A 15,591-nucleotide genomic window follows, 5' to 3' on the forward strand; every position below is an offset into this window, starting at 1 on the left:
GGTACAGGGCGGTGGGCACCCCCACACGCAAAGAGCAGCACAACCGAAAGCCCCGCTAGTGCGTGAAGCTTTGGTTGTGCTGCTCTCAATCGGCAACTTACTCGCGGGCCTTCCGCTTGCGCTCAGGCCATACGGTCAAAGGCGAGCTGGCGCAGATAGGGCCGGGACCGGCAGGAAGGCAAAGTTGCCGGCTTCCGTCCTATGCGCGGGTTCTGGTTACTGCTTTAGTAGGTGGCACACCACTTTCAGGCTGCCACTGCGAACAATGACCAGGTACGCGCCACCGGGCAAGCTGCTCACTTCCAACTCGTGCGCCTGGCCACCAGCCAGGGCATAGGCTCGCACCACCCGGCCGGCCATGTCTACCAGGGTCACGTCGTAGGTGGTGAGAGGCAGGCTACTCAGATTGAGCGTGGTATACGCAGAAGCCGGATTCGGGAAAAGACCGGGCGCTTCCGGCACGAATACCACCGTCCGCACGGGGCTGTAGGTGGCTTTGCCCGAAAGGTCGACCTGCTGCAGGCGGTAGTACACGGTACCGGGGTACTGCCGGCCCACGCCGGCATCAGCGTAGGCGTATTGCCGTGGCTGGGCGGTAGTGCCCGCTCCGGCCACAAAGTCCAGCTGCACGAAGCTAGTCCCGTCAAACGAGCGTTCCACGCGGAAGCCCTTGTTGTTCAGCTCCTGGGCCGTGGTCCAGCTCAGTTGGGCATCGGCCCCCACCGCTCTGGCCTCGAAGCGGGTGAGCTCCACCGGCAACGGGAAATCGCCAATGCGCAGGTTCACGGTCTGGGTAGTCACGCCGCCGTTGGCGTCGGTGGTAGTGATGGTAACCGGATAGGTGCCGGTCACCAGCAGGGTGCGGTCGAGCACGCGCACCTGGCCAGTGGCGGGGTCCAGCTCCAGGCCGGGGGCCAGGCTGTTAGTGTTCACGCTGGCCGTGCGCACCCCGTTGTCGGTGACGGCGGCGGCGGCGTTGTAGGCCCCGCCGTTGGCATCAAACACGTTGGCAATCACGTCGCCGTCCTGGTACTGGTTGGCACCGCCTTTGACGGGCGTGCTGGTGTACACCGCCGCATTGTCCTGGCCCACCGCAATGGTGTAGAGCGCCGGAGTGGAGGCAGCGCCCTGGTTGCCGGTAGCGGTGTAGGTGAAGCCGGCATTGCCCACAAAGGTGCCGGCGGGGTCGAACGTAAGATTAGCTGCCTGGCTGATGTTAATGACCTGCCCCACCCCCACGGCCACGCCATTGAGGAAAAGCACGCCGGTTCCCGCCCCGGGCAGCGTGGTGATGGTAAACGACGCGATGAAACCATCCAGGGCAAGGCCCTGCAGCGAGCTGAGCGTGAGCGGCCCGGCCGTATTGCCCTGCGGGGCCTGCAGCAGGTTGCTCACGGTGTTGGCCAGAGGTATCTGGTTGGTGAGCACCGTGGTCATGCTCGACGTGTTATTGGCAGTCGTGCCCGCGTTTTCAGTCGTGCCGCTGGTTACGGTGGAGGTGAAAGTCGTGGCCGTGGTAGGGAAGGTAAATACCAGGGTGTAGCTCACTTCACCCGCCCGGCCCACCACCTGCGTGGCAATGGTGGGGAAGGTGACCAGTCCCGTTGCCGCATCATAAACGCCCCCGCCCGAAGCAGCCACGTCGGTGAGACCGGTAGGCAGCTGTGCGGTCAGCACGACGGAGCTGGCCGGCGAAGGACCGTTGTTGATGGCGCGTACTTTGTACGTGCCCAGGCCCCCGGGCAGCCGGGCCGGCGGACCGCTGACCACGGTGGCTACGTCGGCTATCGGCACAATCGTCACGCTCACGCTTTGGGTGTTGTTGGCGGGGAGCGCATCCGAGAAATTGCTGTTCACGTTGGCCGTGGCCAATAGCGGCCCCTTGCCCGGAGCGTTGAGCGTGATGCCGTAGGTGAGCACCGTACCCGGGGCCTGGCTGGCAGCCAGCGGGAACGTGACCACGCCGATAACGGCGTCGTAGGCCCCGGTGAGGGTACTGCCGTCGGAGTTGAGCACTACCACGCCGCTCAGGCCGGCGGGCAGGCTCACCCGTTGGCGCATGTTGGCCGCGTCGGTGCCGGCATTGGTCGTCGTCACGGTGTAGCTCACCGGTTGGCCGGCCTGCTGGGAGCTCAGGTTGGCGGCAATGGTGGTTTGCACGTCGACCAGGGTGCTGGTGCGCGGCGTGACCGGCAGGATGATGGTCGCCGCGTTGTTGGTCAGGTCCAGCTCGTTGTCCGGGTTGTTGGCCGCGGCCGATACGCCGATGATGGGCCGGTCGGGCACTACAATGGTAATGGTGTTGGTCACGGCCCCGCTCAGGCCTACCTCCAGGGTGGGGATGGCCGGGAAGGTGACCAGACCCGTGCTCACATTATAGACGCCGCCGCCGCTGGCTACCACGCTCGTCAGGCCGGTGGCAATGCGCACATTCGTGATGACGCCCGCCGCCGGGGCCGGCCCGTTGTTCGAGGTCGACACCGTGAAGGTGATGGTATTGCCCACGATGGCCGTCGTTGGCCCCGATACAGCAACGGCCACGTCGGTATTCCACTGAATGTCGGTGCCGATGGTGGACGAGCTGTTGACCGTGTTGCCATCAGGCGTCGAGGACGTTACGGCCGCCTGGCTCAGAATAGTGCGCGGCATGTTGGCGTCGGTCGAACTGAGCGAAGGGGCTACGTAGCTGTAGGTGTAGGTCCGCACTTCCCCCACGGCCAGCGAAGCCACGGTCGGCCAAATCACGGCGCCCGAAGCAGGGTCGTAGAAGCCACCCCCGCTCGCGAGTACTTCGCCCGCCGCGAAGCCCGGCGGAATGGACACAAACTGAATGACGTTGATGGCGGGCACCGGGCCGTTGTTCCGGGTCGTGACCGTGAACGTGACCACCTGCGTAGCCGAGGCCGTAGCCGGGCCCACGATGGTGGTAGCCAGGTCGGTGATGCGCAGGATGTCGATGTTACGAACCACCAGGTTGTCGGCGGGTACGGGGTCGGGAGTGGCGGCCAGCACGCTGGCTATGGCCACCACCGGGCCGGCGGCGGGGGCCGTCAGCACCACGGTATTGGGCACGCTGGTGCCGCTGGTGAGGCTGGCGATGGCCGGGAAGGTGACCAGGCCCGTGGCGGAGTTATACGTGCCGCCGTTGCTGATGCTGACCAGGGTCAGGCCTACCGGCAGCGCCAGCTGCTGCACCACGTTGAGCGCCGGCTGGGGACCGCGGTTGCCGGTTTCGAGGGTGAGGGTAATCGGAGCCCCGGGGGCGGCGTTTTTGTCCGTCAGCGCCAGGGTCGTATACACGTTAGCCAGGGTGGCGTCAGGGGCCGTCGGCTGCGTGGTGGCTGCCGTAGCGGCGTTGTTGGCCATGGTGCCTCCGGCTTCCGCCGTAGTGGTGGTCACGGCCGCCGATGCCGTGAACGAGGCGCCCGGCATCGGGAAGCTGACGGTGTTGTGTACCGCCGCGCCAGTGGCCAGCACCGCCAGCGCCGGATACGTGACTACGCCCGTAACGGCATCGTATTGCCCGTTATTCGAAGGAAAAACCTTCGTCAGGCCGGTGGGGAGCTGGATGGTCTGCACCACGGCGGCCGCCACCGACGGGCCGTTGTTGGCCGTCGTCGCGGAGACGGTAGCCAGGTTGCCGGTGATAACCGTCGTCGGACCACTGATAGTGGTAGCCACGTCGGCCAAGGGGCTCACGGCAATGCTGGCCGTCGCCTGATTGTTGCCGAAGTTGCCCACCGATACGGCCCCGGCCCCGCCGCTGATGCTGCCGCTGAGGTTGACCGGGCCCGAAGCAGGCGCCAGGAAAGTGATGGTGGAAGGAGCACTGGCCCCGTTGGCCAGCGCCACGGCCGGGTACGTCACCAGACCCGAACTGGCATTGTAGACGCCCCCGCCGCTGATGGATACGATGCTCAGCCCGGGGGTGAGCTGCGCCGAGCGCAGGGCCCCACTCAGGTCAGCCGGGCCGTAGTTGATAAAATTCAGCGTGAACGAAGCCTGCTGGCCGGTCGCTACCGAAGCCGCGGAGGTCGTGATGCCATTGGTGGCCACGTCGGTAGAGGCAATGTTGGTTACCGCGAAGGAGAACATATCGGCGGCGACGCCGGTGCCGTTGCTGGCATCCTGCGGGGTGGTGGTCGTGGTATTGCTGACCACGTTGCCGCTGCCACTCGTGGTGGAGGCCGTATAGCCAAACTGGAATACGGCGGCGCTGCGGCTGTTGAGCGTGGTCAGGGTGCCGAAGTCGATAACCTGGGTGCCGCTGGTATAGGTGCCGCCCTGAGCCAAAATGTTGTCGAGCTGAATTGTGGTCAGGGTCGCCCCGGCGGGCAGCGTGACGGTACGCGTCACGTTCGCCGCCGCGGCGGGACCGTTGTTGGCAAATACCACGGAGTAGGAGCCGGTCGGCAGGCCCGTAATGGAGGAAGAGAGTCCAAACACGGCCGATACGATGTCCGCGAAGCCGCTGATGGTGGTGACAGCCGAGCTGGTGTTGTTGTCCGTGACCGGCTCGCTCGAAGTTGTCGTGACATTGGCGGTAGCCGTCACGGCCGTCGTGCCGGGGGCCGTGTAGGAGACACCAAACGAGCTGCTGGCGCCGGCCACCAGAGGGGAGATGGCTGGGTAAGTGATGGTAACCGTGCCGGTGCCGGCAGCAGGCGCACTGATGCTGCTGCTGCCCGGGGCCGATACGGCAGTAACCGGGTTGTTCACGTCGCCTGACGCCAGCGTAATAGTGCGCGTAACTCCCATCGCGTCCACACCGCCGTTGTTGGCGAATACGGCCGATAAGCTCACCGTCTGGGCATTGGTGGCCGAAGCCGGGCCCGCAATGACCGCCGTCACGTCAGGGCTACAATTAATGCCCGCCGTGCTGTTAGCAATGCTGTTGCTGATTTGACTGTTGGCAATGCCGGGCAGGCCGGTGCCCGCGCCGTAGGCGACTCCGCCCGCGGTGGTTCCGTTGGTTCCCCCCGCTACGCTGGCGCTACCCACGGCAGCGTTGGTGAGGACGATGCCGCCGCCGCCGCCGCCGCCCGGACCGAAGGTTGCACCAGCGCCGGTGTTGGTGCCGCCGGTGCCACCATTGGCCGCCAGGTTCAGGCGGCTAAGGGTAGCCGTGTTGTTTACCGTAATCAGTACCGAGCCCCCGGCGCCGCCGCCCCCGCTGCCGTCCTGCAGCACAGCGTTGCTGGCCGCGCCTCCGTTAGCGAGGATGGTACCCGTGAAACCAGCTACCGAGCCGGCCCGGAGCAGTACAATGCCGCCGCCGGCCGCTCCGCTGCTGGCATAGCCCAGGCTGGGTCCGCCGCCGGTGCCGTCGTTGGTGACGCCCGCGCCGCCGCCGCCGCCCATAATCAGGCGGCTGGTGCTGGGGGCGCTGAAGCCGGCCCCGAATTCGCCGCCTACGGCCGCGTTGCTGCCCGAGGAATTGCCGCCCCGGCCACCGCGGGCCCCGTTGGCGCCGCCGCCGCCGCCGGCGTTCTGGTCATTCGTGGTGGGGTTGGCGTCGGTGCCGCCGCCGCCGCCGTTGCCGGGGCCGCCACGGCCGGCGCTGCCGTTGGGGTAGCCGTCCGTGCCGGTGTCAAATAGCGCCGTGCCGGTGTTCACGTAGCGCGGCGTGCCCACGATGCCTTCGCCCTTCATGGCGTGGGCCCCCGTGGTGGTGGTGCCCGAGGCAGGCGCGGTGGCGCGGTAGTCGGTGCCCGTCAGGCCGGTGGTGCCGCTAAGCTTTTGGCCGGCCCCGCCGCGGAATCCTTTGCCCGAGGCATCGAGCTTCGCGCCGGAGTCGAAGGTGAGCTGGCCGGTCACGTCCAGGGCCAGAATGCCGCCGGTGCGGCCGTCCCAGGCGCTGGGGGCCACCGTGCCGCTCACCGTCAGGTTCAGGTACTGCGGAATGCGCACCACCTGAAAGCGACGCTGGCCGGTGGTGCCCGTGGCGCTGGCGTTCTGATAGCCGTTTTTCAGGCCGGTCGTAATCGTTAGGGTGCCCCCGCTCAGCGACAGGGCCCCGGCCGCCACCACGTACTCGTAGAGGCCGGCCGTGAAATTGGCGTTGTTGAGGTTGCTGGTGGCCAGGCCGCCCGTCACGCCGTCGCCGTAGGCATCGGTGTTGGTGGCATCAATGTCGGCCCCCTGCATCTGGATGATGAGCAGCAGGTCGCCGGTGGCCACTGGCGTGGCCCCCACGGCTGCGTCCACGACCAGAGAAGTCGCGCCCACGGCCACCGTCTGGTTGGTGGCCGGGAAGTAGGTGTTGGGGTTGGCGGTGAGGGTAGCGGAGCCGCTGCTGGCGGGGGTGGCGCAGGCGCTGGCGATGCCCGCTGCTCCAATCCGGGAAACGGTCACGGTGCGGATAGCAGCGGCGGCGGTGCCGTTGTTGTTGGCCGGTACGGGGTCGGCCGTGGCGCTGGTGCCGGCGGCCGTCACGCTGAAGCTGGCCGGAGTGGGCTGCAGCACCAGGTTCAGGGTGCTCACCACCGAAGCGCCATTGGCCAGCGAGGCGATGGCACCGAACGTGACAATGCCCGTAGTAGGGTCGTAGTTGCCGCCGGCGGGCACGGTGACGCTGCTAAATGGCGGCTTGTTGGACAGGGTCAGGGTGGGCACTACGTTGGTAGCCGCCTCCGGGCCGTTGTTGACGATGCTGACGGCGTAGGTTCTCGACTGGCCTTCGACGCCCGTGCCCGGGCCGCTGACCGTCGCCACCACGTCGGCACCCGCCGTCACGGGCACCGTGTAGGTGGCCGTGTTCGAGGCCGTGTTCGTGTCGTCGGTGGCCCGGTAGGTGAAGCTGGCGTTGCCGGCGAACGTGTTGTTCGGAACAAACGAAAGCTGGTAGCCCGGAGCCGCGGCCGTGGCCGAGGTGGGCACCGTAATTACCTGGTTCAGCGTAGCAGCCACGCCGTTCACATACAGCGTGCCCTGCGCCGCCGTGGGCAGCGACAGGATGGTGTAGGAAATCAGGGTGGTGTTGCCGGCCGTGGCGTCGGGGTCGCTGGCGTTGAAGGAGGCCAGCGTAGTCTGGCTCGTGGTGGTCCGCAGAATGGCGGGTGCATTGGTCACGTTACTGGCCACCGGTGTCCGGTTTTGCACCGTGGTAAGCGTAGACGTGTTGTTGCCGGCTACCGGGTCGTCGGCCGTCGAGCTGAAGCTGGACGTTGCCGTCACGGCCACGGTGGCAGGCATGGTGTAGGTTATGGCCTGGGCCACCGAAGCGCCCGCCGCCAGGTTGCTGATGGCCGGCAGCGTGAGCACGCCGGTCGACGAAACGTAGGTGCCGCCCGTCACGCCGCTCAGGCCCGTGGGCAGCTGCACAGTGGGCTGAATCGTGTTCACGGCATCGCCGCTCACGTTCTGCGTGGTGGCGGTGAGGGTTACGGTGCTGGCGGCCTGCGCCCGCCCGGGCCCAGTGAGGGTCGTCTGCACGTCGGCCTGCGCGCACCAGGCCATCGACGGAAACACAATCAGCTGGCTGGCCGGGTCGGCCTGGGTGGTCGCGGTATTGCGATAGGTCATCACCAGCCGGCTAATAGCCGCCGGGAAAGAGGCCAGCACATTGGCATTAGCGTTGGCGGGGCTATTGGCGGTGCCCGTGAATACGTTGGCCGCGTACGAGTTGGTAGTGCCCGTGCTCACGTTAGCCGCCGGAATGGTTACCAGGTTGTTGCTGGCGTCGTAGCCCTGCAGCATAACCTGGTCGATATAGCCCGTGCCATTGTCAATATCGCCCATCGAGAGGGAAAAATTGGCCAGCGGGCGGCTAAACGTGAAGGTCACCGACGAGGTCGTGGCGGCCGTAGAGGTGTAGTCCTCCGCCCACACCAGTCCCTTGCCGGGCATGCTGGGTTGGTCCGAAACGAACAGAATATCGGTGGTAGCCGGCGAGGACGTGTAGGGCGCGCCCGTAGGGCTGGATGTAATGGTGACGCCTCCCACCACCACGGTCCGGCTCACCTTCCAGTCTTCGCCTTCGGTGCGGGCATAGTAATTCAGCAGGTTGGCCTGCCCCTCCCCCGTGCCGCAGGTGGCTTTGCTCACCGGAATGCCGTAGGTAACGATGGCTGATAAGGTGTTGGTGTTGTCTTTGGCCCGGTACTGAAACACAGCCGTGCCGAAGTAGCCGGCCGCCGGGTCAAAAGTCAGGTTGCCCGCGTCGGCGGCAGCTATCACCGTCTTAGTGGTCACAACGGTTGTGCCATTGATTTTCAGCACCCCGGCCGTAGCTGGCGGCAGCGTGGTTACGGTATAAGAAGTAATTACGTCGCCGGGGTCCGCATCGGTAGCCAGCAGCGGCACCGCCAGTTGGGTGTCGGCGTAGGTATTCAGCAGAATCTGCGAAGTGCGGGCGTACGCCACCGGCGCGGCCAGCACGCCCCTATTGGCCCCGGTTCCCGGCGTGGGCGGAACGCCCGGCTTGGCAGCGGCCCGCTGGCGCGCCGGCGAGGTGAGAACGTCGGCTCCGGACTGCGCGTGTACCTGCCGCCCGGTCAGCAGCAGTCCAACCAGAGTAATCAGCTTTATCAGCGGGCCCACTGAGTTGCGCACCTGGTGCACCAGCTTGGGCGCGCGACAGGGCGACAAATATGCTTTTGGCCACAAGACTTGTAAGAGTAGCTGCATACGAAATTAAAAAATGAGAAATGATAAGATTCTGTTTATGAGGCAAATGCCTACTACTCCGGTCTCACAAGTCGCCACGGGGGGCAAAATCATCTTGAATCGCACAAATTTCCGGCCTCGGCAACGAGATACCCCCTAAAAATCCTACCCTAAATGCGGGTGTTATTCTACCATCGGGCTTTGGGCGGGCTCGCCATGCCGCGTCAGCAATCGACGTATTTTCGGACTGCTTTCCGCAGTACCAGATGATATTACCCCTATAAATAGCATAAATCAATTAATTCGATATTCCCGTCAATTGAATTAGCCAGAGCTGGCTTCAACATTTTAGGCCGCACCTCCCGCAAATAGGGTAGGTCCGCCGCTTGCCAGTATCTTGAAAAAACCTAATTTTGCCTACCTGTCCGAGTGGACTTTCCTACCTGTCCGAGTGGACTTTATCGTGCTATGCGCAGGATTTGGCACCCAGGTCGATAGATAGCCGCTTCTCAATACCCAGTACGCTGGGCCTGGTTTTAGATTCTCATTTAGCAAGTGTATGCAGCCTATTACGCTGGCGATAGTGGAAGACGACACGGTGCTGGTGAAGGTGCTGCAGGCGTATTTCGCCCAACAGGCCGACATCCGGCTCGTATGCGTGGCCGCTCGCGTGGAAGAGCTGCTGGCCGAGCTCGAGGTGGCCCTGCTGCCCCGCGTGCTGCTGCTCGACATTGGCCTGCCCGGGCTGAGCGGCACCCAGGCCCTGCCCCTGCTCAAGGCCCGCTACCCCGCCCTGGAGGTCATCATGTTCACCGCCTACGAGGACATCGAGCACATCTACCAGGCCCTCTGCTGCGGGGCCACCGGCTACCTCACCAAGGGAACCCCCCTCGAACAGCTCGGGGCCGGCGTGCGCGAGGTCGCCCGCGGCGGCGCCCCGATGAGCCGCCACGTCAGCCGCAAGGTCCTCGGCCACTTCCGACCAACCCCCACCACCCACGCCGCCCTGCTCACCCCCCGCGAGCAACAGGTCCTGCAGGGCATCGTCGACGGGCTCAGCGACAAGGAAATATCCTCCCGACTCGACCTCTCCACCCTCACCGTCCGCACCCACGTCAAACACATCTACCGCAAAATGCAGGTCAACAGCCGAACCCAGCTCCTCAGCCAACACCTCCGAAAGCTCGTTTAATGACTTTAGCCTTTCGACCGCATACCCTGGTCAACGGCCCTTTCACCAACTTTTTTTCAACCAATAAAGCCCGCACTCGCACCGTGTTGCCAACTGGGTTCGCCATTGCATTAGGGTTGAATAAATAGCCAATCATCCCCATTTTTTAACGCTTCAAATGTCGTCTCTAACTCCTGCGCTGCGTGCCGGCGATACCGTTACTATCCCAGGGTTTGCTCGTACGGGCCTGTCTGAGTATGCGGTGGTAGTCGAGGTAATGACCGATGGGGCTATTGAGTTGGATAATGGCCAGGTGCTGTTGGCGAATGCGCTCGTTCCAGTTGCTACCAGCGAGGTATGGCTGCCTGTAGCTGGGTTTGCCGACCGTTACCGGGTTTCCTCTTATGGCAAAGTGGTCAGTTTGCGATACAAGCGAACCACGCGGGTACGCCTCATGCGAATGTCGGGTGCCAGCCGCTACCCTTCCGTGACCTTGTGCAACGAGGCGACCATCATCCAGGTTGGCCTCAATCGCCTTGTTGCCCAACACTTCTTAGCTCCCCCTGCCGATGCCCGTCAGACCTTCGTGCTCCCCCGCGATGGCAACCACCTCAATTTACGAGTCGATAACCTGCAGTGGGTTTATCCCTACAAGGCGGCAGACGAGGCAATGGCTGCGTACTTGTATCATGTTGGCGAGCGGCACCACAACAGCCGGCTGAGCACGGCCGAAGTGGCACAAGTGCGTCACCTTGCAGCGCAGGGTACCACGCAAAAAACAATCGCTCAGCGGTTCAACGTCAGCCGTCCGGCCATTTCCTTAATCGTTAACAGGCACACACGCCGCTACGCATAGCCAAGGCCTTCTTATGGCAGCAGCAGGATAAAACGAACGGTGTTTAAAAGCAAGCCGTCTGGCCGAAATACTGGTAAAATCGGGTTGCTACCGGATACCAGATTTGATGATGGCACATACTTGACTTCGGTTAAACGTTTGGTACGAATGTTACATGGTTGGCCCGTACACCTGCATTACAGCGGCTCGGGGCGAGCGGCTTTGCCCGGCCAGGCGCAGGGCTTCGGCACGGAAGGCCGCATCGTACTTGCGGCGTTTGTCGGGTATTGGCGTGTCTTTCATGACGAAGGAAAGATGCCACCCGGTTCTGTACAGAGTCTGCCGACCACCTCACTAGAACCTGCTTACAGCAGTTTCCAAGTCCATGTACAGAGTTAAAAGTTGAGAGTTAAAAGTTGAGAGTTAAAAGTTGAGAGTTAAAAGTTGAGAGTTAAAAGTTGAGAGTTAAAAGTTAAAAATCAGACGTAGCGGGTTTTAACTTTTAACTCTCAACTTTTAACTCTTTTCAAAAATGTACACTGACTCGGGAACTGCTCTAGCGTGCTATGTTTTCCGTTTTCTGCGAGGCATCCTGGTAGCTTGCGGCGGCATTCATTCCCCGCACCATGGCTCTCCATTTCACCGCCACCCACCCCACCGGCTACACCCTCAGCACCGACCCGCGGCTGCTCGACCCCGCTACCATCCACCGCTGGCTGAGCGAGGAATCCTACTGGGCCAGGCACATTCCCCGCACCACCGTGGACCGGGCCATCGCCAACTCCCTGAATTTCGGGATTTACGCCCCCGATGGCCGGCAGGCCGCCTTCGCCCGCGTGGTGACGGACCGGGCCACCTTCGCCTGGCTCTGCGACGTGTTTGTGCTGCCCGAGCACCGGGGTCAGGGCCTCTCGAAATGGCTGGTGCAGCAGATGCTGGCCCACCCCGACCTGCAAAACCTGCGCCGCCACCTCCTCGCCACCTTCGACGCCCACACCCTCTACCAACGCTTCGGCTACGAGCCCCTGGACCGCCCCGACCGCTGGCTGGAGATTAAAAAGGCGAACCCGTACCCAGCCAGTTAGCCCTTAAGTAGGTCGGGTAAATTACTTTCCAATAAAAAAGAACGTCATGCTGAGCGCAGTCGAAGCATCTCTACCGCTTCAGCAGGGCCGTTCAGCGAAGCGGTAGAGATGCTTCGACGGGCTCAGCATGACGTGCTGATAAGTCAAACTAATTCCCACGACCTACTTACTTCGCCGGGCTCGTCCACTTGCTGTCCTTTACCCGAAACCGCCACGGCAGCCCCGCCGCCTCGGCCCCGGCGTATTCCAGCCCCACGCGGGCGCTGGCCACTATATCGGCTGGAGCTACCACCTCGCCGTGGTCCTCAAACCATAGTACATCACCAGTAACGAGCAAGCCAGTCAGGGCCGGGGTAATGCCCAGCGCCTGAGTCAGCACACCCGGGCCGGCCGTGAGGGCGCGCTTGACCTCATTCAGCCCGCGCCGGCGCAGCATTGCTTCAATCCCAACGGTGGGCTCGATGGCCCGAATCAGCACCGCGTCGGGGTGGGCGGCATCGTGGGTGGCGATGTTGAACAGCGCGTGCCGGTTATACACGGTGTAGATGTAGGCGTGGCCGCCGGGCACATGCAGGCCCTGCGCCTGCTGGCGCTTGCGCTGCAAATGCAGCGTGAGCGAATGGTCGCCCTCGTGCCGGTAGGCCTCGGTTTCCACCACGCGGCCGGCCGTGAGCACACCGTCGATGTGCGTGTAGAGGTGCTTGCCCAACAGGTCGCGGGCAATTTGCAAAGGGTCGGGGCGCTGGAAAAAAGCAGAAGTAAGCCTGGTAGGCATGGGCGTTGGGTGTAGCGTGGACTTTTAAGTTGTTAGTCATTAGTTGTCAGTTGTTAGCAGGATGGCAATCGTCTGACTGACAACTAACAACAAGCAACTGACAACCCGTTTACTTTTGAACGACTGCTTAGTCCGCGAGGAAAGGCAATTCTTTCTGACAAACCCGGCGCGGACTAAAAGTCCGCGCTACTGCTACCGCAGCCGGTACAGCAGGCCGAGGCTCAGCAGCCAGTGCTGCTGCCGCCAGGGCAGGGTGCTGCCGGGCTGGTCGTTTACGCGCAGGCTTACGTCGGCGGCGGGCAAATTGACGGTGGCGCTGCCGCGGGTGAGGAAAAACCCACTCTCCTCGGCTACCTCCAACTGGGTGCGGGTGCGCAGCGGCAGCAGGTAGCTGGCATCGGCCACCAGCTCGAACTTATGGCTCAGCTCCAGGCCCAGGCCCAGAGTGGGTTGCAGGGCCTCGGTCTGGGTTTGCAGGCGCAGGCTCAGGCGGTCGGCCCCCAGGTGGGTGCCGGCCACGCGCAGGCCGGCGTCAGGGTTGGGGAAGGTGCCCAGCTGGCGGCCCACCGTCTGGCGGGTGTAGGCCAGACCGACCCGGCCGTACAGCGGCCGGTGGCGGGGCCGGAGGTTGCGCTGGTAGCTCAGGCCGCCCGCCCAACCATCGCCGCTGAGCTGCCGGTACACGCGCTGCGTGGCCAGGGCCAGGGCCAGCTCACGGGTTAGCTCAAACTGGTATTCAATGCGTGACCAGCCCGTTAGCGCCTGGTCGGTGACAGCGGCCGTGGCTTGCGCGCTGAAGCGGTAGCCCGCCGGGGCAAACGCTAAACCCAGCTCGGCGCGCTCCACGGCCAGCGGCCACGCGCCTACCGAGGCCCCGTAGCGAAAGCGGCTGAAGAACCGGCCCAGGGGGCTGTCCGGCGTCTTGGCCGGGGCCTGAAGTCCGGCCGCTGGCCCGGCTGCCGCGCCCGGCCGGGCCGCCCGAAACAGCGAATCGGCCCGCTGCTGGCGCTGCTGGTCGAGCAGGGCTTTGCGCAGGCTTTCGGAAGGCAGCAGCGTGGTCTGGCCCCGCCAGAACGCCGAGTCGTAGGCCACGACATTGCGCAGAAATACGTCGTGGTACTGCGCCCGCTCCACGTACTCGGGGCGGGCCGCTTGCGCGGTATCGATGGCCGTGGTCAGAAATTCACCGAAATAATTGAGCGGCGGCCCGATTGGCAGGCGGGCCTTGGTTTGCCACCACACGGTTTTCAGGTGCCAGCGGCCGGCGTAGGGCTGGTAGGCCACGCGCAGGCTGCGCGAGTCGGCCCGGTTGGGGGAGCGGCCCAGGCCCGCGGCGGTGTAGTGCCACTCGGCTCCCAGAAAGGCGTAGGTGTCCTGGTCGATGTATAGCTGCCCGGCAAAATCGGCGCGGCGGTTGCCCGGCCGGGGCGCGAAGGCCACCACGTACACCGGCCGGCCCGCGTAGCTGCTGCCCGGGGCCAGGCGGTAGTCGTAGTCGCGCAGGTGCTTCAGGTCAATAAACTGCGCCCGCCGATGCACGAAGTCGCCAAGCTGCGTGATGAACGGCCCGCCCGCCCAGTCAATCCGCACAAGCTGGCCAGCAGGCCGCAAATCCACTTTGCGCGACTGTTGAATACGGATTTCGCCATCATCGCCCCGCTGCCGGTAGCCGGGCTTGAACACCGTAAGCAGCCCTTCGACGAGGTAGCGCGGCCGCCCATCCGGCTCATTATCCGACTCGCGGTAGAAGCCCGTGAGCTGCGTGGGCCGCAGCGGGTAGTTGCGCGGAATGCGCGCCACCGCCTCCCGCACGATTCCTTCCACCGAGGCCGTAACCCGCACTTCGCCCAGCGCCGCCGGGCTGATTCGTAGCTCAATGCGCAGCTCCGGCCCCGGCAGCGGCGGCAGCGCCTGGCTGAACTTGCGGTAGCCCAGCAGGGCCACCGTCAGCTGTTCCTGAGCATAGGCCGGCGGGATGCTCAGGGCAAAGCGGCCGTCGTCGTTGGTGCTGGTGCCGAGGCGGTTATCGGCCACGCCAACCTGCGCATTCGGAATAGGCTGGTGGGTTTCGGCATCCACTACCTGGCCGCGCAGCACCTGGGCGGTTTGGGCCCGAGCCGGTAGCGTGTCAGCCAGCGCAATCAACAGCCAGAAACTACGTAGCCAGACGGTCATCATTCAAGGTTGGGTTCAGTGCTTGCAGTACGCAAAATTGGCCCCGTTCGGGCCGTCTGCGTACGGGGCTGGCCAATCAGAAAACTGAAGATGTAGCGCAGCAACCTTTGAGCCTTTGGTTTTACGTGTTGGAAACGACCGTTTACAAGATGTAAAAGGGCTTAGCGGCTTATTTAAACCACCGTTTCGCTGAACGCGTAGCGTTATGGAATTAGGCGCCAGCGGGCATCTTTGCCATATCCCCCTTTGGGCATGGCGTCCTCCTTGGGCGCCGTCAGGACAAGGGTCAACAGTAAATGAAAAAAGTCTTCTTCCTGCTCATGCCGGCCATTCTTTTGACTGCCTCCTGTGCCAGGTTAGATAGGGGGCAAAACATTCATGCCGATTTTATGGACTTCGTCTATCTCGAAGACCACAATCAATTTGTGTATAAATCCCGCGTCAATGCAGTCGCCCATACCGAAGTTTTCCTAACCACCCGGTTCAGGGTGGACCTGCCTAAAAACTTAAAAAATTGGCAAAGCTCCGGCAATGTGTTTGTCTTTGAGTACGATAAGAAACAAATAATCTATATCCAAGCAGCCTATAAAAACAAGAGCCAGCTCCGGAAACCCACGATACGAGAGGTTGACAACAAAGAGATTGATGAACGGCTGAGCCCGTACTGGGACGAGAGGAAGTACCACGAAAACACGTTGAAGGGTGGCCAAGCTGGCAGGGTTTCCAAGGTGTACTCCGATGGAAGGGTGGTGGTGTTATTATACAATGTCAAACAGGAGAATTTTGACCATTTCCTGAGCCTGACAAGCGGGCTAACTGTATAGTCCCGGAGGATAGTGGGGTACCTTTACCGCCTGCTTACCGAACGAATTTATGGGAAAATTACCACACGGGTGCGCCCGCACAACGCCGGCAACTCGGCGCCTTATCCAGCAAAGTACAG

General features: G+C 63.3%; 8 protein-coding genes. 4 read left to right on the forward strand and 4 right to left on the reverse strand.

The window, feature by feature from the left end; translation table 11 throughout:
* Positions 1-216: 216 nt before the first annotated feature.
* Positions 217-8,589, reverse strand: coding sequence for a T9SS type A sorting domain-containing protein (locus ABD819_RS19605; RefSeq protein ID WP_345127135.1), 8,373 nt, complete (start codon positions 8,587-8,589; stop codon positions 217-219).
* A 577-nt stretch (positions 8,590-9,166) separates the two neighbouring features.
* Here ABD819_RS19605 and ABD819_RS19610 point away from each other — a divergent pair.
* Complete coding sequence (locus ABD819_RS19610; RefSeq protein ID WP_345127137.1) at positions 9,167-9,799, forward strand: LuxR C-terminal-related transcriptional regulator; 633 nt, start codon at positions 9,167-9,169, stop codon at positions 9,797-9,799.
* A 157-nt stretch (positions 9,800-9,956) separates the two neighbouring features.
* Positions 9,957-10,634, forward strand: a complete 678-nt coding sequence (locus ABD819_RS19615) for an NUMOD4 domain-containing protein (RefSeq protein WP_345127138.1) — start codon at positions 9,957-9,959, stop codon at positions 10,632-10,634.
* A 150-nt stretch (positions 10,635-10,784) separates the two neighbouring features.
* Here ABD819_RS19615 and ABD819_RS19620 read toward each other — a convergent pair whose 3' ends face one another.
* A complete protein-coding gene (locus ABD819_RS19620; protein WP_345127139.1) occupies positions 10,785-10,916 on the reverse strand; it encodes a hypothetical protein in 132 nt (43 codons plus the stop codon).
* 323 nt (positions 10,917-11,239) lie between these two features.
* Between ABD819_RS19620 and ABD819_RS19625 the strand changes: the two genes are divergently transcribed.
* Positions 11,240-11,698 (forward strand): GNAT family N-acetyltransferase, encoded by a 459-nt coding sequence (locus ABD819_RS19625; RefSeq protein ID WP_345127140.1) that lies wholly within the window; start codon positions 11,240-11,242, stop codon positions 11,696-11,698.
* A gap of 166 nt (positions 11,699-11,864) precedes the next feature.
* Here the strand turns inward: ABD819_RS19625 and ABD819_RS19630 are convergent, their stop codons facing one another.
* On the reverse strand, positions 11,865-12,473 hold the full coding sequence (locus ABD819_RS19630) for a DNA-3-methyladenine glycosylase (RefSeq protein WP_345127141.1): 609 nt from the start codon (positions 12,471-12,473) through the stop codon (positions 11,865-11,867).
* A 192-nt stretch (positions 12,474-12,665) separates the two neighbouring features.
* Positions 12,666-14,651, reverse strand: coding sequence for a carboxypeptidase-like regulatory domain-containing protein (locus ABD819_RS19635; protein ID WP_345127142.1), 1,986 nt, complete (start codon positions 14,649-14,651; stop codon positions 12,666-12,668).
* 293 nt (positions 14,652-14,944) lie between these two features.
* On the opposite strand from ABD819_RS19635, the gene ABD819_RS19640 reads away from it, so the two are divergent.
* Positions 14,945-15,472 (forward strand): hypothetical protein, encoded by a 528-nt coding sequence (locus ABD819_RS19640; protein ID WP_345127143.1) that lies wholly within the window; start codon positions 14,945-14,947, stop codon positions 15,470-15,472.
* Positions 15,473-15,591 lie beyond the last annotated feature (119 nt).

Origin of the sequence: Hymenobacter antarcticus, assembly GCF_039539545.1 — a bacterium.
In the GTDB taxonomy this organism is placed as follows: Bacteria; Bacteroidota; Bacteroidia; order Cytophagales; family Hymenobacteraceae; genus Hymenobacter; species Hymenobacter antarcticus.